Origin of the sequence: Microbacterium sp. HA-8 (assembly GCF_046111165.1) — a bacterium.
Taxonomy (GTDB): Bacteria; Actinomycetota; Actinomycetes; order Actinomycetales; family Microbacteriaceae; genus Microbacterium.
The window spans coordinates 1,582,210-1,600,336 of the sequence record NZ_CP162025.1 but is presented as its reverse complement, the minus strand read 5'-3'; the positions used below and the strand labels follow the sequence as shown (position 1 = coordinate 1,600,336).

The window sequence follows — 18,127 nt, the reverse complement described above, 5'->3', positions numbered from 1 at the left end:
GTGACGCGAGGATGCCGGCTGACGAGAGTCCGAATCCGGACGACCGCCACCCGGTCGTTGCCCGCCGCGGGGGCCACGCCCTCTCGTGGGGTCCGCAGATTCGTCGCGTCGATCGTCGTCCGACATGATGTGATCTTCCTCCCGTGACACAGCGCTCTCGCACTGGCCCGTTAACGCGAAATGGCCACCCAGCGTTGGGTGGCCATTTCTCGAAAGAAGTCCGGCGGTGTCCTACTCTCCCACAGGGTCCCCCCTGCAGTACCATCGGCGCTGAGAGGCTTAGCTTCCGGGTTCGGAATGTGACCGGGCGTTTCCCTCTCGCTATGGCCGCCGAAACACTATTGATGTTTCATCGTTCAAAGCATGAGTCGCTGCACGAAGCAGCTGCTGCGAATGCAGCTCATGCGGTTCTCGACCGTACATCGAGAACCACTCAGTGGACGCAAGCACCTAGGAAGGTGATGTTATCAAGTCATCGGCTTATTAGTACCGGTCAGCTACACGTGTTGCCACGCTTACACACCCGGCCTATCAACCCAGTAGTCTGGCTGGGAGCCTCTCGCCCGAAGGCATGGAAATCTCATCTTGAAGCCGGCTTCCCGCTTAGATGCTTTCAGCGGTTATCCATCCCGAACGTAGCTAATCAGCGGTGCTCTTGGCAGAACAACTGACACACCAGAGGTTCGTCCAACCCGGTCCTCTCGTACTAGGGTCAGATCTTCTCAAATTTCCTACGCGCGCAGCGGATAGGGACCGAACTGTCTCACGACGTTCTAAACCCAGCTCGCGTACCGCTTTAATGGGCGAACAGCCCAACCCTTGGGACCTACTCCAGCCCCAGGATGCGACGAGCCGACATCGAGGTGCCAAACCATGCCGTCGATATGGACTCTTGGGCAAGATCAGCCTGTTATCCCCGAGGTACCTTTTATCCGTTGAGCGACAGCGCTTCCACAAGCCACTGCCGGATCACTAGTCCCGACTTTCGTCCCTGCTCGACCTGTCAGTCTCACAGTCAAGCTCCCTTGTGCACTTACACTCGCCACCTGATTGCCAACCAGGTTGAGGGAACCTTTGGGCGCCTCCGTTACTTTTTGGGAGGCAACCGCCCCAGTTAAACTACCCACCAGGCACTGTCCCTGAACCGGATTACGGTTCTAAGTTAGATATCCAGAGTGACCAGAGTGGTATTTCAACAATGACTCCACATGAACTAGCGTCCATGCTTCAAAGTCTCCCACCTATCCTACACAAGCCACACCGAACACCAATACCAAGCTGTAGTAAAGGTCACGGGGTCTTTCCGTCCTGCTGCGCGTAACGAGCATCTTTACTCGTAATGCAATTTCGCCGAGTTCGCGGTTGAGACAGTTGGGAAGTCGTTACGCCATTCGTGCAGGTCGGAACTTACCCGACAAGGAATTTCGCTACCTTAGGATGGTTATAGTTACCACCGCCGTTTACTGGGGCTTAAATTCTCAGCTTCGCCTTGCGGCTAACCGGTCCTCTTAACCTTCCAGCACCGGGCAGGCGTCAGTCCGTATACATCGTCTTGCGACTTGGCACGGACCTGTGTTTTTAGTAAACAGTCGCTACCCACTAGTCTCTGCGGCCCTCAAACGCTTTTTGGAGCAAGTCCATATACGCCGAGGGCCCCCCTTCTCCCGAAGTTACGGGGGCATTTTGCCGAGTTCCTTAACCACGATTCTCTCGATCTCCTTGGTATTCTCTACCTGACCACCTGAGTCGGTTTGGGGTACGGGCCACTAGAACCTCGCGTCGATGCTTTTCTTGGCAGCATAGGATTACCGGATCTTGCCTGTTACAGCTCCCCTTCGTGTCTCAGCCTCCATGAGAGACGGATTTGCCTATCTCTCGGCCTACACACTTGGCCCGGGACTACCATCGCCCGGGACCGGCTACCTTCCTGCGTCACACCTGTTAATACGCTAACCGCACCAGCATGGGGTCGTGCGCTAGCTCCAACGCCTCACCCCGAAGGGATCGTACGAAGGAATTCGGGCACTTAGCACCACTGGATTGATTTGGGCGGTTCTTCGCGGGTACGGGAATATCAACCCGTTGTCCATCGACTACGCCTGTCGGCCTCGCCTTAGGTCCCGACTTACCCAGGGAAGATTAGCTTGACCCTGGAACCCTTGGTCTTTCGGAGGACGTGTTTCTCACACGTCTTTCGCTACTCATGCCTGCATTCTCACTCGTGTAGCCTCCACGGCTGGTTCACACCGCCGCTTCGCTGGCCACACGACGCTCTCCTACCCATCAACACGGCTGGACCACGAAGGCCTACCAATAATGTCAATGCCACAACTTCGGTGGCGTGCTTGAGCCCCGTTACATTGTCGGCGCGGAATCACTTGACCAGTGAGCTATTACGCACTCTTTCAAGGGTGGCTGCTTCTAAGCCAACCTCCTGGTTGTCAAAGCAACTCCACATCCTTTCCCACTTAGCACGCGCTTAGGGACCTTAGTTGGTGGTCTGGGTTGTTTCCCTCTCGACTATGAAGCTTATCCCCCACAGTCTCACTGCTGCGCTCTCACTTACCGGCATTCGGAGTTTGGCTGACGTCAGTAACCTTTTGGGGCCCATCGGCCATCCAGTAGCTCTACCTCCGGCAAGAAACACGCAACGCTGCACCTAAATGCATTTCGGAGAGAACCAGCTATCACGAAGTTTGATTGGCCTTTCACCCCTATCCACAGCTCATCCCCTCAGTTTTCAACCTAAGTGGGTTCGGCCCTCCACGACGTCTTACCGTCGCTTCAGCCTGGCCATGGATAGATCACTTCGCTTCGGGTCTAGGACATGCGACTGAATCGCCCTATTCAGACTCGCTTTCGCTACGGCTACCCCACTCGGGTTAACCTCGCCACATATCGCTAACTCGCAGGCTCATTCTTCAAAAGGCACGCTGTCACAGCTACCAGGGCTGCTCCAACGGTTTGTAAGCAAACGGTTTCAGGTACTATTTCACTCCCCTCCCGGGGTACTTTTCACCTTTCCCTCACGGTACTTGTCCGCTATCGGTCATCTGGGAGTATTTAGGCTTATCAGGTGGTCCTGACAGATTCACACGGGATTTCTCGGGCCCCGTGCTACTTGGGATACTCTTCGCGGTGAGACAAACATTTCGACTACGGGGTTGGCACCCTCTATGACCGGCCTTTCAATGCCGTTCGTCTATATCGTCTCAATCACGCTCGCTGCTCGGCAGAACAACATGAAAAGTCCCACAACCCCGAATACGCAACTCCTGCCGGATATCACACGTACTCGGTTTAGCCTGTTCCGGTTTCGCTCGCCACTACTAACGGAATCGCGGTTGCTTTCTCTTCCTGTGGGTACTGAGATGTTTCACTTCCCCACGTTCCCTCTACCCGCCCTATATATTCAGGCGGGAGTCACTGGGTCAGCACGCTGCCCAGCGGGGTTTCCCCATTCGGAGATCCTCGGATCAAAGTGTGCTTATCCACTCCCCGAGGCTTATCGCAGATTGCTACGTCCTTCTTCGGCTCCAGATGCCAAGGCATCCACCGTTTGCTCTTAAAGACTTGAAAATCACATGAGTTCGTCTCTTCGGCCCGGATCGAAATCCGGTTTGAAATTGACTAATGATCTATATAGATCATCTATGTGAAATGATCCCGAAGGATCATCTCAAAGATGCTCGCGTCCACTGTGTAGTTCTCAAAGTACGGGCGGTACCCTCCCCGCTTGCCTTGCGGCAGCCAGAAAAGGCCCTGAGGTTCGGTCGCAGCGTCTTTCGACGCCCGTATCCGGTCCCTCAGGACCCAACAGCGTGCATGTGCCGGCCTTCTCGACCTGAACCTTTCCAGCTGCAAGCAGCGTACTGAATTCGGGAAGATCTCTCCGGCACCTTGTCAAATGTTCCACCCATGAGCTGACCCCTCGAGAACATGCGTCTCGAGCGGGCTCTGGAAGTCCCGGAGGACTCCAAATGCTCCTTAGAAAGGAGGTGATCCAGCCGCACCTTCCGGTACGGCTACCTTGTTACGACTTAGTCCTAATTACCGATCCCACCTTCGACGGCTCCCTCCACAAGGGTTGGGCCACCGGCTTCAGGTGTTACCGACTTTCATGACTTGACGGGCGGTGTGTACAAGACCCGGGAACGTATTCACCGCAGCGTTGCTGATCTGCGATTACTAGCGACTCCGACTTCATGAGGTCGAGTTGCAGACCTCAATCCGAACTGGGACCGGCTTTTTGGGATTCGCTCCACCTTGCGGTATTGCAGCCCTTTGTACCGGCCATTGTAGCATGCGTGAAGCCCAAGACATAAGGGGCATGATGATTTGACGTCATCCCCACCTTCCTCCGAGTTGACCCCGGCAGTATCCCATGAGTTCCCACCATTACGTGCTGGCAACATAGAACGAGGGTTGCGCTCGTTGCGGGACTTAACCCAACATCTCACGACACGAGCTGACGACAACCATGCACCACCTGTTTACGAGTGTCCAAAGAGTTCTACATTTCTGCAGCGTTCTCGTATATGTCAAGCCTTGGTAAGGTTCTTCGCGTTGCATCGAATTAATCCGCATGCTCCGCCGCTTGTGCGGGTCCCCGTCAATTCCTTTGAGTTTTAGCCTTGCGGCCGTACTCCCCAGGCGGGGAACTTAATGCGTTAGCTGCGTCACGGAGACCGTGGAATGGCCCCCACAACTAGTTCCCAACGTTTACGGGGTGGACTACCAGGGTATCTAAGCCTGTTTGCTCCCCACCCTTTCGCTCCTCAGCGTCAGTTACGGCCCAGAGATCTGCCTTCGCCATCGGTGTTCCTCCTGATATCTGCGCATTCCACCGCTACACCAGGAATTCCAATCTCCCCTACCGCACTCTAGTCTGCCCGTACCCACTGCAGGCTGGAGGTTGAGCCTCCAGTTTTCACAGCAGACGCGACAAACCGCCTACGAGCTCTTTACGCCCAATAATTCCGGATAACGCTTGCGCCCTACGTATTACCGCGGCTGCTGGCACGTAGTTAGCCGGCGCTTTTTCTGCAAGTACCGTCACTTTCGCTTCTTCCTTGCTAAAAGAGGTTTACAACCCGAAGGCCGTCGTCCCTCACGCGGCGTTGCTGCATCAGGCTTTCGCCCATTGTGCAATATTCCCCACTGCTGCCTCCCGTAGGAGTCTGGGCCGTGTCTCAGTCCCAGTGTGGCCGGTCACCCTCTCAGGCCGGCTACCCGTCGACGCCTTGGTGAGCCATTACCTCACCAACAAGCTGATAGGCCGCGAGCTCATCCCTGACCGAAGTTCTTTCCAGCTGCTGAAGATGCCTTCGCAGCTCGTATCCGGTATTAGCAGCTGTTTCCAACTGTTATCCCAGAGTCAGGGGCAGATTGCTCACGTGTTACTCACCCGTTCGCCACTGATCCAGAGAGCAAGCTCTCTTTCACCGTTCGACTTGCATGTGTTAAGCACGCCGCCAGCGTTCATCCTGAGCCAGGATCAAACTCTCCGTAAAGAATTTTTGCTTCGATGAGCCGGAATGGGCTGCATCTCTGCGAGCTTGATCTGACGATCGGATGTCATTACTGACATATCCGTTTAATCTCAAAAGAATCTCATCGACCAGCTAGGCTGGCCGCGAGGTTTTTTGGCATTATGACAAGTGCACGCTGTTGAGTTCTCAAGGATCGGATGCTCCTGCGTCTTGGCCTCTCAGCCAGTCCCGCAGGGCAACTTCTCTATCTTATCCGTCTCGCTCGGCTTGTCAAATCGGCGTTTTTGGCGGATTCGATCCGCGCAGCCTGAAGTGACTGTGCTCGAGGAGCAGGACCCCATCCTAGACCCAAGGGTCATGACCCTCAAGATGAGGGCTTGTTCAGAAGGGGGTGGTTCTCCGCTTGAGGGGGGTGAAGCTCTCGGCCTCTCCGCTTCCCTGTGGGGCGAACAAGTAATAAGTTACGCGGGGGTTTCGGTTCGGGCAAATCCTGGTTGCATCCCGGGCGTGTCGCCGCGTCTTTCCGCGGTTTTCACCGGTCGGCGCTCCGCGGGCCGGAGAGGCCTCGACGGCGGGCGGCCGAGACGACCAGAGCCAGGAACACGGTGAAGACCGCCCAGAGCGCACAGGCCGGCGGGAGGACCAGGTAGGCGAGATGCGCGATCCCGAAGCCGGGGCGCAGCGGCCCGAAGAGCGCGAGGCCGAAGATCCACGCCGCGATCAGGATCGCCGGCAGCGACACCCACCACGTCACCCGTACGAGGCCGGGCACCTGCCGCTCGATCGCCACCGGCATTCGGCGCCGGAGCCAGGAGAGGGCGAACGCCGCGAGCACGAGTAGACCGGCAGCCGAGGAGAGGTCCTGCAGCCAGCCGTACATCGGCTGGCCGATGACCTCATCGGCCAGCACGGGAAACATTTCGACACCGAGCCGACCCTCGTGCGTGAACAGATCCCAGGCGATGTGGCTGAGCACACCCAGAGCGAGCGAGAGGGCGAGCAGGCCGAGGGCCACCGCTCCCCCGGCGAAGGTCTCCCGCAGGGACTCTCTCGCCCCGGCATCCCACCGCCCGGGAAGCCGTGCGGCCAGCCAGCGCGGGGAGAGCTCGCGGCACGCGGGGCGCAGGACCGTGCGCCACAGCACGAGCAGACCGAGCGCCAGCAGAACCGTCACCGGCAACCAGCGCAGGTCGTGCGTCGCGGAGTAGCGCAACGGGATGCCGCGCGTGAAGAGCGCAAGATCCGGTGTCATCGCCCCCACCGCGATGGCCGCGGGCACCAAGGGCGTGCGCACGAAGGGCAGCGCGACGACCGCGTGGCTGGGGGTGAACGGCACCGCTGGCTCAGTCCTCGACGAAGATCCCGGCGAGCGTCTTCTTGCCCCGTCGCAGCACGGACACACCTCCGGGCAACGCGCCCGTCACCGCGGCGTCATCGCCTTCCACCCGATGGCCGTCGAGCGTCACGCCGCCCTGGGCGATCGCCCGCCGGGCATCGGACAGGCTCTGGACGAGCCCGGTCTCGACGAGGGCATGCACGACGGTCGTTCCCCGGGCGAGGCGCGCATGCGGCAGCTCGTGCAGCGCACTCGCGAGGGTTTCGGGATCGATCGACCCGAGATCTCCGCGCCCGAACAGTGCTTCGGAGGCGGCGATCACCGCGGATGCTGCTCCCGGCCCGTGGACGAGCGCCGTGACTTCGTGTGCCAGACGCTTCTGCGCCGCGCGGCGGAACGGCTCGTCCTGCACGAGGTGCTCGTACCGCTCGATCTCGGCGCGCCCGAGGAAGGTGAACACCTTGAGCCGCTCGATCACATCGGCGTCGTCGGTGTTCAGCCAGAACTGGTACATCCGGTACGGGCTGCACATCTCGGCGTCGAGCCAGATCGCGTTGCCCTCGCTCTTGCCGAACTTCGTGCCGTCGCTGTTGGTGATCAGCGGCGTGCCGATCGCGTGCACCGACACGCCCTCGACGCGGTGGATGAGGTCGGTGCCGCTGGTGAGGTTTCCCCACTGATCGCTGCCCCCCGTCTGCAGCACGCAGCCGTGCGCGCGGTACAGCTCGAGGTAGTCCATGCCCTGCAGGATCTGGTAGCTGAACTCCGTGTAGCTGATGCCCGCATCGGAGTTCAGCCGGGCCGCCACGGCGTCTTTCTTGAGCATCGTGCCCACGCGGTAGTGCTTGCCGATGTCGCGCAGGAAATCGATCGCCGACAGGGGTGCCGTCCAGTCGAGGTTGTTGACGATTCGGGCGGCGTTGTCGCCGTCGAAGCTGAGGTACGTCTCGACCTGCGTGCGCAGGCGCCCCACCCACTCCTCGACCGTCTCGCGCGTGTTCAGCGTGCGTTCGGCCGACGGACGCGGGTCGCCGATGAGGCCCGTCGATCCCCCGACGAGTCCGAGCGGCCGATGACCCGCCAGCTGCAGGCGGCGCATCGTGAGCAGCTGCACGAGGTTGCCCAGGTGAAGGCTCGGAGCGGTCGGGTCGAAACCGCAGTAGTACACGATGGGCGGGCCACCGAGCAGCGTGCGCAGAGCGTCTTCGTCCGTCGACACGTGCACCAGCCCACGCCAGACCAGTTCGTCCCAGACGTTGTCGAACGCGGGGTCGTTGGCGGGGCTGAGCGCGCGCAGCTCGGCGTCGACGGGGGCGGATGACACGCCTTCGAGGCTACCAGCGCCGCGGCGGGCATCCTGATCGGGGCGCTCTCACCCGAGGTGCGGGGACGCCCCGCCCCACCAGACCAGCACCGCGAGGGCGAGAGCGAGCGCCCAGCTGACGAGACTGCCGACGAGGAAGTACTCGGCACGGTCGCCGTTGTCATCGCGCGAGATCTCGGGAAAGCGGACGATGCCCTTGGCCGCCAGCACCGCCGCCAGGAGGGTGTAGGCCCCGGCGAGTGTGAGCGAGAAGACGATGACACGCTCGAGCGGTCCGATGAGGCGGCCGCCTTTGAGGGAGGGCTGGGCGGTGAGCGGCACCGGGTCGGCAGCCGAGGCTGCGCCGGCATCGGCGGTGACCCCGACGCCGCGCTCGGCGCGCGCGGACGGCACCGGCGGCAGCGCGAACTCGCCGCGCAGCGCCGCGCGCACGACGATGTTGGCCGATTCGGCGAAAAACACCAGGGCACCCGCCACGAGCACCACGAGGTCGAACGACACTTCGCCGGCGGGCGACGGCAGCAGCCACACGTCGCGGATGACGCCCGGGTCGGCCCGCGGGGGGATGCTGGCGACCCCGATCGCGCAGGCGGCCAGCACCGCGATCGCGGGCCACACCCCGGCTTTCGCCGCGCGGCCCGCGGGCATGAGCCACACCCACTCCGCGGCCAGCGCCACGGCGACCAACGCGGGCAGGGGCGCGTTGGTGAGCGCCCCAAGGACGAGGATCGCCACGGCCAGCGCCGCCAGCCCGACCCGGCGCGCCAGCGGCACTGGGGCCCGCCGGGTGAGGTCTGCCGCGCCGATCGCGAGCAGCAGAAGGCCCGCGAAGATCATCGGGGCACTCCGGCGCCGAGTGCGTGGAATCCCTCGACGACGGCCGCGGCGCCCGCGGTGGTGAGCGCCTGCGAGACGGCCGATTGGGTGATGCCCTCGCGCTCGGCGAGCTCACGCTGGGTGAGCCGTGCGCAGCGACCGGCGACGAGCCGGCGTGTGCGCTCGCTCATCGTGCCGACGAGCTGGTCGCGAGCGAGCAGGTAGGCGTTGGCGAGGCGGACGGCGTCGTGCATGTGGCCATCCTCCTCCGGGGCGGCGACAATCCAGGTGCGCGCGGTCGGCGCGGTGCGCTGCTGCTTGCTGTGCACGAGGTCGATCGCCTCCCGGGCTGCCCACCACCCCGGCCCCTCCGGGATCTCTCCCTCGCCCGAGGGCACCGTGCGCACCGCACCGATCCCGATTCCGAAGCGGCACGAGATCGGATCGGGAAGCTCCAGCTGGACGAGCAGCAGCGACGCCAGCGCGTCGCCGAGGGCGAGGTAGACCCCCTGGAGCTCATCGCCGACGGTGGCCGCCAGCATCCGGTCCGCCACCGGGAGCGTCCGCTGGGCGCGCGCGATCGCGTTCTCGATCTCGCGCTGCGCCCCTTCGCGGTCTGCCAGCTTGCGGGAGCCGACGATGTCGGCGATCACGGCGATCATCTGATAAGCGTAACGCTTATCTCTTCAAAAGATAAGGCTTTGGCTGATCACATTCCCAGGGCGTGACCGGCAGCCTGTGCTCGGGCGATGAGCTCGGCGCGCTGCTCGGCGACACGGACGGGAGCGGTGCCACCGGCGCCGTCGCGGCTGCCCACCGAGCCCTCGATGCTGAGCACGGCCCGCACCTCGGGCGTGAGCTCGGATGACACCGAGGCCAGCATGGCGTCCGTGGCCTCGTGCAGCTCGATGCCGTTCTGCTCGCACACCCGCACGAGCGCGCCCGAGATCTCGTGCGCGTCACGGAACGGCACACGCCGTCGCACGAGCCAATCGGCCACATCCGTCGCCAGAGAGAAGCCCTGCGGGGCGAGCTCGGCCATCCGCGCGGTGTCGAAGCGCAGCGTCGCGATCATGCCGGCGAAGGCCGGAAGCAGCACCTCGAGGGTTGCGACGGAGTCGAAGACGGGCTCCTTGTCCTCCTGCAGATCGCGGTTGTAGGCCAGAGGAAGAGCTTTGAGCGTGGCGAGCAGGCCGGTCAGGTTGCCGATGAGGCGTCCGGACTTGCCGCGCGCGAGCTCCGCGATGTCGGGGTTCTTCTTCTGCGGCATGATGCTCGACCCGGTCGAGTACGCGTCATCGAGGGTGACGAATCCGAACTCCCGCGTGTTCCACACGATGATCTCCTCGGCCAGACGCGAGAGGTCTATGCCGATCATCGCCGTGATGAACGCGAACTCGGCGACGACGTCGCGTGCGGCCGTGCCATCGAGCGAGTTCTCCGCGGGCCGGGCAAGGCCCAGACGCTCGGCGACGAGCGCGGGGTCGAGACCGAGACTGGACCCGGCGAGCGCTCCCCCGCCGTAGGGCGAGACGGCCGCGCGGGCACGCCAATCGCGCAGCCGCTCGAGATCGCGCACGAGCGGCCAGGCGTGCGCCTGCAGATGATGCGCCAGCAGGATGGGCTGCGCGTGCTGCAGGTGCGTGCGCCCCGGCATGATCGCCTCGCCCGCCGCCTCGGCCTGAGCCACCAGCGCGTCGATGATCCGCAGGATGTCGCGGGCGATCACCGCGGAGTGATCGAGCAGATAGAGCCGTACGAGGGTGGCGATCTGGTCGTTGCGGCTGCGGCCCGCGCGAAGGCGCCCGCCGAGCTCGGCACCTGCGCGCTCGATCAGTCCGCGCTCCAGTGCGCCGTGCACATCCTCGTCCGAGGCTGCCGCGGCGAAGGACCCGTCGGCCACATCCGCGGCGAGCGCGTCGAGAGCGCCGTGCATCGCGACGAGCTCGTCGGCCGTGAGGTAACCCGCCGCCGCGAGCGCCTCGGCGTGGGCACGGGAACCCGCGATGTCGTAGGGAGCGAGCACCCAGTCGAAGTGGGTCGAACGGCTCAGCAGAGCGAGCTCGGGCGAGGGACCGCCCGCGAATCGTGCGCCCCACAGCGCGCCCTCGTTCGTACCGTCCGACTTCTCGCTCATCACCCGTTCACCCTATCCGCGCGGCGGCTGAGGGGTCGGCCCCGCGCGTCGCGCGTGCGCCGACACGGCGCGACAGCCGGTCGATGAAACCCTCGAGCGGGCCGCGGCCGATCAGCAGCGCCCACGCGGTGCACGCGGCGATCGTCCACAGCGCGAACGGCACGAACGGCTCGAGAGCGCGGAAGCCGACCAGATCGCTCGGGTCGCCGAGCACGACGGCGGCCACGATCGCCCACACCACGATCTGCGCCGTATAGGCCGTGAGCGGCATGGCGCCGGTCGCCCGCAGCGGCAGCACGACCCACCCGATGGGGCCGATCGTCGCGCCCGGCCACCAGGGACGACACAGCAGCAGGCACGCACCGAGCACGGCGATCGCGAATCCGCCCGATCCGAACACCTCGAGCACTCCGCTCGAGTGCGGTTCGGCCGTCCACACCACCTCGATGAGCGAGCCGGATGCCGGAGCCTGCACCGCCGCGCCGCCGCCCGTCGCCGTGCCCGCCGCCAGGCCGTAGCCCACCGCGGCGAAACCGGCGCCGAAGAGCAACAGCCCTGCCTGCGTGCCGAGCGCGCGCAGATCCAGCCGACCGATGCCGAGCCCGGCGACGACGAACGCCGCCCACACGGGGAACGGGTACTGCCACCCCACCAGCAGGCTCACCTCTTCGACGCCGGGAACCGCCCACAGCGGCGCCTGCATGAGGGCGGCGTACACCCACGGCATGATCAGCGCGATGCCGCCGGCGACCGCGAACAGGACCGCCGGGCGCAGGGTGAGCAGCGGCAGCACGAGCAGGAAGAGGATCGCGTACGCGGGCAGGATCACATACACCGGCACTCCCGTCGCGATCAGCAGCACCCCGAGCAGCCAGATCGCGAGCGCCCGCACCGCGATGCGCAGGGCCGCCTGCCCGAGCGCGTGCCCTCGCACCGGCGTGCGCCCGCCGGTGACGAGCCCGATCGACACACCGGCGAGGGTCGCGAACAGGATCGAGGAGCGTCCGTCCACGATTCCCGTCCATGTCGCGGGATCGGACCAGACGAGGTCGTCGGTGACAAGCAGATGGGCCGCCAGCATCCCCACCACGGCGAGGCCGCGCGCGAGGTCGATGCCGGCGAGGCGAGCAGGTCCGTTCAGGCGACGCCAGTTCGCCGCCGGACCGCCGCCCCGGGCCTTCAGCTCTGCGCCAGCAGCCACACCAGCAGGGCCTTCTGCGCGTGCAGCCGGTTCTCGGCCTCGTCCCACACGACCGACTGCGGGCCGTCGATGACCTCGGCATCCACCTCGTAGCCGCGATCGGCCGGCAGGCAGTGGATGAAGATCGCATCATCCTTTGCGAGCGCCATCGTCTCGTTCGTGACCTTGTAGGCGCCGAGGTCGCGCAGGCGCGCGATCTTCTCCTCCTCCTTGCCCATCGACACCCACGTGTCGGTCACGATGATGTCGGCGCCGGCGGCCGCCTCGAGAGGATCGGTGTAGAGCGCGACCGACCCCCCGGTCTCGGCGGCGATGCGGTCGGCGTCGGCGACGATCTCGTCGCGGGGCGCGTAGTCCTCGGGCGAGGCCACCCGCACGTGCATGCCGGCAGTCGCGCAGGCGAGCACGTAGGAGTGGCCCATGTTGCTCTTGCCATCGCCGAAGAACGTCAGCGTGAGTCCCTTCAGCTCGCCCTTGTGCTCGCGGATCGTGAGCAGATCGGCGAGCAGCTGACAGGGGTGGAAGTCGTCCGAGAGCGCGTTGACGACCGGCACCCTCGTGCCCTCCGCCATCTGCTCGAGCCCCGCCTGCGCGTACGTGCGCCACACGATCGCGGCGACCTGCCGCTCGAGCACGCGGGCGGTGTCGGCGGGGGTCTCCTTACCGCCCAGCTGACTGTTGGCGGTCGAGATGATCAGCGGCGAACCGCCGAGGTCTGCGATTCCGACGGCGAACGACACGCGCGTACGGGTCGAGGACTTGTCGAAGATCACCGCCACGGTCTGCGGGCCGGCGAGCGGCTTCTGCGCCCAGCGGTCCTTCTTCAGCTCGAGGGCCAGATCGATGATCTGCGCCTGCTCGGCGGGGCTGATGTCGTCGTCTCTGAGGAAGTGGCGGGTCATGCGTTCACCTTTGCGGGGGCGGCGTCTGCCGCGTCGTCGAGAAGCAGGGCTTCGGATGCTGTGGCCAGAGCGGCCTGGAAGAGGTGCGCGAACTCGGCGATCTCGTCGTCGCCGATCGTCAGCGGCGGCGCGATGCGCACCGTCGAGGGGTTCGCCGCGTTGACGATGAGTCCGTGCGCCTGCGCCGCGGCGACGACCGCGCCGGCGACGGGCCGCGCGAGAGCGATGCCGATGAGCAGGCCCTGCCCCCGGCATCCCGTCACCAGCGGCGAGTCGAGACCCGCGATCGCGTCGCGGATCTGCGCGCCGCGCGCGGCGGCGTTCTCGACCAGCCCGGCTCGTTCGATCTCGCCGAGCACGGCGCCGGCGACCGCGGTGCCGAGCGCGTTGCCGCCGAACGTCGAGCCGTGCGACCCGGGGAAGAACAGCTCGCTCGCCTCGCCGAACGTGATGAGAGCGCCGATCGGGAACCCGCCGCCGATGCCCTTGGCCACCGTGATCGCGTCGGGCGTGATGCCGGCGTGCTGGAATCCGAACCATTCGCCCGTGCGACCGGCACCCGTCTGGATCTCGTCCACGATGAGCAGCACCCCGTGCTCGCGCGTGAGGGCCCGCGCGGCCGCGAGGTACCCCTCGGGCAGTTCGACGACCCCTGCCTCCCCCTGGATGGGCTCGACCACGAGCGCCGCGACGGTGTCATCGAGCGCCTGGAGCGCCTCGATCGTGGCGGGGATGTGCTCGACCCCCGGGACCATCGGCGTGAACGGCTCCTGCATCGCCGGCTTGCCCGTGAGCGCGAGGGTGCCCATCGTGCGGCCGTGGAACGCGTTCTCGAGTGTGAGGATGCGGGGTCGACCGCTCTCGCGGCCGTGCAGCCGCGCGAGCTTGAAGGCGGCCTCGTTCGCCTCGGCTCCCGAATTGCCGAAGTACACCCGGCCCCGCTCCCCCGTGCCCGCGAGGCGTTTGAGGGTCGCCGCGAGCTGCAGCTGCGGGGGCGTGGCGAAGTAGTTCGACACGTGCGCGAGCGTCGCCGCCTGCGCCGCGATCGCGCTCACGAACACCGGGTGCGCGTGACCGAGGGAATTGACGGCGATGCCGCCGAGAAAATCCAGGTAGCGGCGGCCGGCGTCGTCCCAGAGGTACGCGCCCTCGCCGCGCACGAACATCGCCATGCGCTCGCCGAAGCTGCGCACCAGATCCCGTCCCGCGTCGTCCTGCCAGCTCATCCCGCGACCACCTCCGTGCCGATTCCCTTGTTCGTGAAGACTTCGACGAGCACCGAGTGCGGCACCCGCCCATCGATGATCGCCGCGGTGTCGACGCCGCCGTCGACCGCGTCGAGACAGGCCTGCATCTTGGGGATCATCCCCGATTCGAGGCTCGGCAGCATCCCCCGCAGCTCGGTCGAGGTCAGGTGCGACACGAGCGAGTCCCGGTTCGGCCAATCCGCATACAGGCCCGGCACGTCGGTCAGCACGATGAGCTTGGCGGCGTTCAGCGCCACCGCGAGGGCGGATGCCGCCGCATCGGCGTTGACGTTGAGGCTCTGCCCCGGCCGGTCGAGGTCGGGGGCGATGGAGGACACCACGGGGATGCGGCCCGCGTCGAGGTGATCGTGCACCGTCGTCGGGTCGACCCGGACGACGTCGCCGACGTTGCCGAGATCGTGCTCCTCGCCGTCGATGATGACGCCGCGCCGGCGCCCACCGAACAGGCCCGCGTCCTCGCCGCTGACTCCGCTCGCGAGCGGTCCGTGCGTGTTGATGCGGCCCACCAGCTGCGGATTGATCTGGCCCGTCAGCACCATCCGGACGACGCCGATCGCCTCGGTCGAGGTGACGCGATAGCCGCCCTTGAACTCGCTCGGGATCGACAGCCGCTCGAGCATCGACGAGATCTGCGGACCGCCGCCGTGCACGACGACGGGCTTCACCCCGACGAAGCGCAGGTAGGCGATGTCTTCGGCGAAGCTCTGCTGCAGCTCATCGGAGACCATCGCGTTGCCGCCGTACTTGATGACGATGATCTGATCGCGGAAGCGCTTGAGCCACGGCAGCGACTCGATGAGCACGGCGGCCTTCTCGGCCGCCTCCTCCGGGCTGGTGTCCTGGATGTCGGTCATGAGGAGTACGCGCTGTTCTCGTGGACGTAGTCGTGGGTGAGGTCGTTGGTCCAGATCGTCGCGCGCGCATCGCCCGCCTTCAGATCGATCCCGACGTGCGTCGCGCGGGGCGCAAGATCGACCTCCTCGCGCGGACGGTCGGGGCCGCCCTTGCTGCACACCCGCACGCCGTTCATGGTGACGTCGACGTCGTACGGATCGAACGCGGCGCCCGTCGTGCCGATCGCCGCGAGCACCCGGCCCCAGTTGGGGTCGTTTCCGAAGATCGCCGCCTTGAAGAGGTTGTTGCGGGCGACCGAGCGCCCGACCTCGACGGCGTCCGCCTCGGATGCCGCGCCGATGACCTCGATCGTGATGTCGTGGCTCGCGCCCTCGGCGTCTGCCTGCAGCTGCGTCGCGAGGTCGGTGCAGACGACGCGCAGCGCCGCCTCGAAATCGGCGGGGTCGGGAGTGATCCCCGATGCGCCGCTGACCATCAGCGTGACCTGGTCGTTCGTCGACATGCAGCCGTCCGAATCGAGCCGGTCGAAGCTCACCCGGGTCGCGGCCCGGAGGTGCGCGTCGGCCTCGGGCGCCGTCAGGACGGCGTCGGTCGTGATCACGACGAGCATCGTCGCAAGGCCCGGCGCCAGCATCCCGGCCCCCTTCGCCATACCGCCGATCGTCCAGCCCTCGCCGTGGTGGATGCTGCGCTTGGCCCTGGAGTCGGTCGTCATGATCGCGAGCGAGGCGTCCTCGCCGCCGTCTGCGTGGAGGGACGCGATCGCCCGGGTCGTGCCCTCGAGCACCTTGGCCCGGAAAACCTCGTCGCCCGTGCCGATCAGGCCCGTCGAGCAGATGAGCACGTCGCCCGAGCTCACTCCGAGCAGTTCGGCCGCACGCTCGGCGGTCTGGTGCGTCGTCTGGAATCCGAAGCTGCCGGTGAAGCAGTTCGCGCCGCCCGAGTTGAGGACGATCGCCTCGACGGCACCGTCCTTCGCGGCGACCTCCGACCAGAGGATCGGGTTGGCCTTGGCGCGGTTGCTCGTGAACACCGCCGCGCCGACCTTGAGGGGCCCGCGGTTGACGACGACCGCGACATCCGGCTTTCCGCTCGATTTGAGCCCCACCGCAACTCCTGCGGCCTCGAAACCCCGGGGTGCGGTCACACTCACGGCGCCACTCCGTTCACGGTCAGGCCCGTGGCCTCGGGGAGGCCGAGGGCGATGTTCATCGACTGGATCGCCGCTCCCGCGGTGCCCTTGACGAGGTTGTCGACGGCGGTGACGAGGACGACCCTGTTCGCGGCGCGGTCGATCGCGAGCCCCATGAGCGCCGTGTTGGCGCCGAGCACATCGGCGGTGCGGGGGAACTGACCCTCGGGCAGCAGCTGCACGAATGTCTCCCCGGAGTAGGCGTCGTGCCATGCCGAGCGGATGTCGTCGTCGGAGGCGCCCGCGGCGATCGGCGCGGTGCTCGTAGCGAGGATGCCCCGCGCCATCGGCACAATGACGGGGGTGAACGAGATGCCGATGGCGTCGCCGGTCGCGCCCTCGGTCGCGCCCTCGCTCGCCCCGGTCGTCGAGCGAGCGGAGCGAGTCGAAACGCCCGCATCCTCCCTGCCCGCCGCGGCCAGCGCCTGCCGGATCTCGGGGATGTGCCGGTGCGTGCCGCCGACGGCATATGGGTTGGCCGTGCCGAGGATCTCGCTCGCGAGGAGGTTCGTCTTCAGGCTCTTGCCCGCGCCGCTCGGCCCGACCGCGAGCACCGCCACGATGTCGGAGGGGTCGATCACCCCCGCCGCGACGCCGGGGGCGAGGCTGAGGGAGACGGTGCTGGCGTTGCAGCCGGGCGCCGCGATACGGGTCGCGCCGACGAGCCGCGACCGCTGGGTGCCCGTCCCGAACGGCAGCTCGGGCACGCCATAGGCCCACGGCTCGTGGAACTCTCCGCCGTAGAACTGCGCCCACGCATCGGCGGATTCGAGACGGTGGTCGGCGCCCGCGTCGATCACGAGCGGGGTGTCGGCGAGCGCCTCGGTGTACTGCCCCGACTGCCCGTGCGGCAGCGCGAGAAACACGATGTCGTGACCGGCGAGGGTCTCGGGTGTCGTGTCCTGCAGGGTCAGGTGCGCGAGGGAGCGCAGGTGCGGCTGATGCTGGATGAGCGGCTGACCGGCGTTCGAGTGCGCCGTGACGGTGCGGATCTCGATATCCGGGTGCGACGCGAGCAGCCGGAGCAGTTCCCCGCCGGCGTATCCGGAGGCGCCGGAGACGGCTACCTGATAGGGCATGGTGTCAACCTTATGGTCTGGAAGGGCTCACCTCCCGCGCGACGGCGCGGGAGAAGGATGTCGACGGCGACGCCGCTGCCAGGCCTTCGAGGCAAGGAGTGCGGGGTCGCCTAGAGTCGGCGGCCGTCCAGACGTCGGCGCGCACCGGTGAGGCGCGCGGAAGGCGTCTCGAGGGCGGTAGTGGCCGAAGGCATGCGCCGACCCTATCGATCGGCTTCCGGCATCCGCAAATCCGCGCGCGCGGGAGCCCGCGCGTCGCGAGCCCACATTTTTGCAGCGACCCACCACGCGACGTCTGGTGGCTCGCTGCAAAAATGTAGGCTCGGCGCTCGGCGGCGTCGGGCGGACGCGGACGTCGGCGGGCGGACGCGGACGTCGGCGGGCGGACGCGGGCGCGGGGAAGTCGGCGAGCGGACGCGGGCGCGGGCGTCGGCGGGCGTCGGCGGGCGCGGGCGTCGGCGGGCGTCGGCGGGCGCAGGGCGCGGCGGCGGGCGTCGGCGGGCGCAGGGCGCGGCGGCGTCGGGC

At 66.0% G+C, this 18,127-nt stretch carries 11 protein-coding genes and 3 rRNA genes; all 14 read right to left on the bottom strand.

The window, feature by feature from the left end:
• Positions 1-218: 218 nt before the first annotated feature.
• The 14 genes from rrf to AB2L57_RS07540 all read right to left on the bottom strand — a co-directional run bounded on the left by rrf (position 219) and on the right by AB2L57_RS07540 (position 17,602).
• Positions 219-335: ribosomal RNA gene (gene rrf, locus AB2L57_RS07605) — 5S ribosomal RNA — on the bottom strand.
• Positions 336-463: 128 nt separating this feature from the next.
• Positions 464-3,579, bottom strand: a 23S ribosomal RNA gene (locus AB2L57_RS07600).
• Positions 3,580-3,991: 412 nt separating this feature from the next.
• A 16S ribosomal RNA gene (locus AB2L57_RS07595) occupies positions 3,992-5,513 on the bottom strand.
• Together the 16S, 23S and 5S rRNA genes form the textbook arrangement of a ribosomal RNA operon.
• A 511-nt stretch (positions 5,514-6,024) precedes the next feature.
• A complete protein-coding gene (locus AB2L57_RS07590; RefSeq protein WP_409048439.1) occupies positions 6,025-6,828 on the bottom strand; it encodes a DUF4184 family protein in 804 nt (267 codons plus the stop codon).
• A 7-nt stretch (positions 6,829-6,835) separates the two neighbouring features.
• On the bottom strand, positions 6,836-8,152 hold the full coding sequence (gene tyrS / locus AB2L57_RS07585; RefSeq protein WP_409048438.1) for a tyrosine--tRNA ligase: 1,317 nt from the start codon (positions 8,150-8,152) through the stop codon (positions 6,836-6,838).
• Positions 8,153-8,200: 48 nt separating this feature from the next.
• Positions 8,201-8,989 carry a hypothetical protein gene (locus AB2L57_RS07580; RefSeq protein WP_409048437.1) on the bottom strand — a complete coding sequence of 263 codons (789 nt, stop codon included), beginning with the start codon at positions 8,987-8,989 and terminating at the stop codon, positions 8,201-8,203.
• Positions 8,986-9,630, bottom strand: coding sequence for a SatD family protein (locus AB2L57_RS07575; RefSeq protein WP_409048436.1), 645 nt, complete (start codon positions 9,628-9,630; stop codon positions 8,986-8,988). The genes AB2L57_RS07580 and AB2L57_RS07575 overlap by 4 nt, the downstream gene beginning before the upstream one ends.
• A gap of 47 nt (positions 9,631-9,677) precedes the next feature.
• Positions 9,678-11,105, bottom strand: coding sequence for an argininosuccinate lyase (argH, locus tag AB2L57_RS07570; RefSeq protein WP_409048435.1), 1,428 nt, complete (start codon positions 11,103-11,105; stop codon positions 9,678-9,680).
• Positions 11,106-11,112: 7 nt separating this feature from the next.
• Positions 11,113-12,306 (bottom strand): heparan-alpha-glucosaminide N-acetyltransferase domain-containing protein, encoded by a 1,194-nt coding sequence (locus AB2L57_RS07565; RefSeq protein WP_409048434.1) that lies wholly within the window; start codon positions 12,304-12,306, stop codon positions 11,113-11,115.
• Positions 12,285-13,208 (bottom strand): ornithine carbamoyltransferase, encoded by a 924-nt coding sequence (gene argF, locus AB2L57_RS07560; RefSeq protein WP_409048433.1) that lies wholly within the window; start codon positions 13,206-13,208, stop codon positions 12,285-12,287. The genes AB2L57_RS07565 and argF overlap by 22 nt, the downstream gene beginning before the upstream one ends.
• Positions 13,205-14,434, bottom strand: coding sequence for an acetylornithine transaminase (locus tag AB2L57_RS07555; RefSeq protein ID WP_409048432.1), 1,230 nt, complete (start codon positions 14,432-14,434; stop codon positions 13,205-13,207). The genes argF and AB2L57_RS07555 overlap by 4 nt, the downstream gene beginning before the upstream one ends.
• Positions 14,431-15,330, bottom strand: coding sequence for an acetylglutamate kinase (gene argB, locus AB2L57_RS07550; protein ID WP_292812906.1), 900 nt, complete (start codon positions 15,328-15,330; stop codon positions 14,431-14,433). The genes AB2L57_RS07555 and argB overlap by 4 nt, the downstream gene beginning before the upstream one ends.
• Complete coding sequence (gene argJ, locus AB2L57_RS07545) at positions 15,327-16,484, bottom strand: bifunctional glutamate N-acetyltransferase/amino-acid acetyltransferase ArgJ (RefSeq protein WP_292812904.1); 1,158 nt, start codon at positions 16,482-16,484, stop codon at positions 15,327-15,329. Before argJ ends, argB begins: the two co-directional genes overlap by 4 nt.
• A complete protein-coding gene (locus AB2L57_RS07540) occupies positions 16,481-17,602 on the bottom strand; it encodes an N-acetyl-gamma-glutamyl-phosphate reductase (protein ID WP_292812902.1) in 1,122 nt (373 codons plus the stop codon). The genes argJ and AB2L57_RS07540 overlap by 4 nt, the downstream gene beginning before the upstream one ends.
• Positions 17,603-18,127 lie beyond the last annotated feature (525 nt).

Excerpts from the sequence above, each read along its gene's own strand:
- AB2L57_RS07580 (WP_409048437.1), bottom strand. The coding sequence starts at position 8,989 with ATGATCTTCGCGGGCCTTCTGCTGCTCGCGATCGGCGCGGCAGACCTC.
- AB2L57_RS07575 (WP_409048436.1), bottom strand. The coding sequence starts at position 9,630 with ATGATCGCCGTGATCGCCGACATCGTCGGCTCCCGCAAGCTGGCAGAC.
- argH (WP_409048435.1), bottom strand. The coding sequence starts at position 11,105 with ATGAGCGAGAAGTCGGACGGTACGAACGAGGGCGCGCTGTGGGGCGCA.
- argF (WP_409048433.1), bottom strand. The coding sequence starts at position 13,208 with ATGACCCGCCACTTCCTCAGAGACGACGACATCAGCCCCGCCGAGCAG.
- AB2L57_RS07555 (WP_409048432.1), bottom strand. The coding sequence starts at position 14,434 with ATGAGCTGGCAGGACGACGCGGGACGGGATCTGGTGCGCAGCTTCGGC.
- argB (WP_292812906.1), bottom strand. The coding sequence starts at position 15,330 with ATGACCGACATCCAGGACACCAGCCCGGAGGAGGCGGCCGAGAAGGCC.
- AB2L57_RS07540 (WP_292812902.1), bottom strand. The coding sequence starts at position 17,602 with ATGCCCTATCAGGTAGCCGTCTCCGGCGCCTCCGGATACGCCGGCGGG.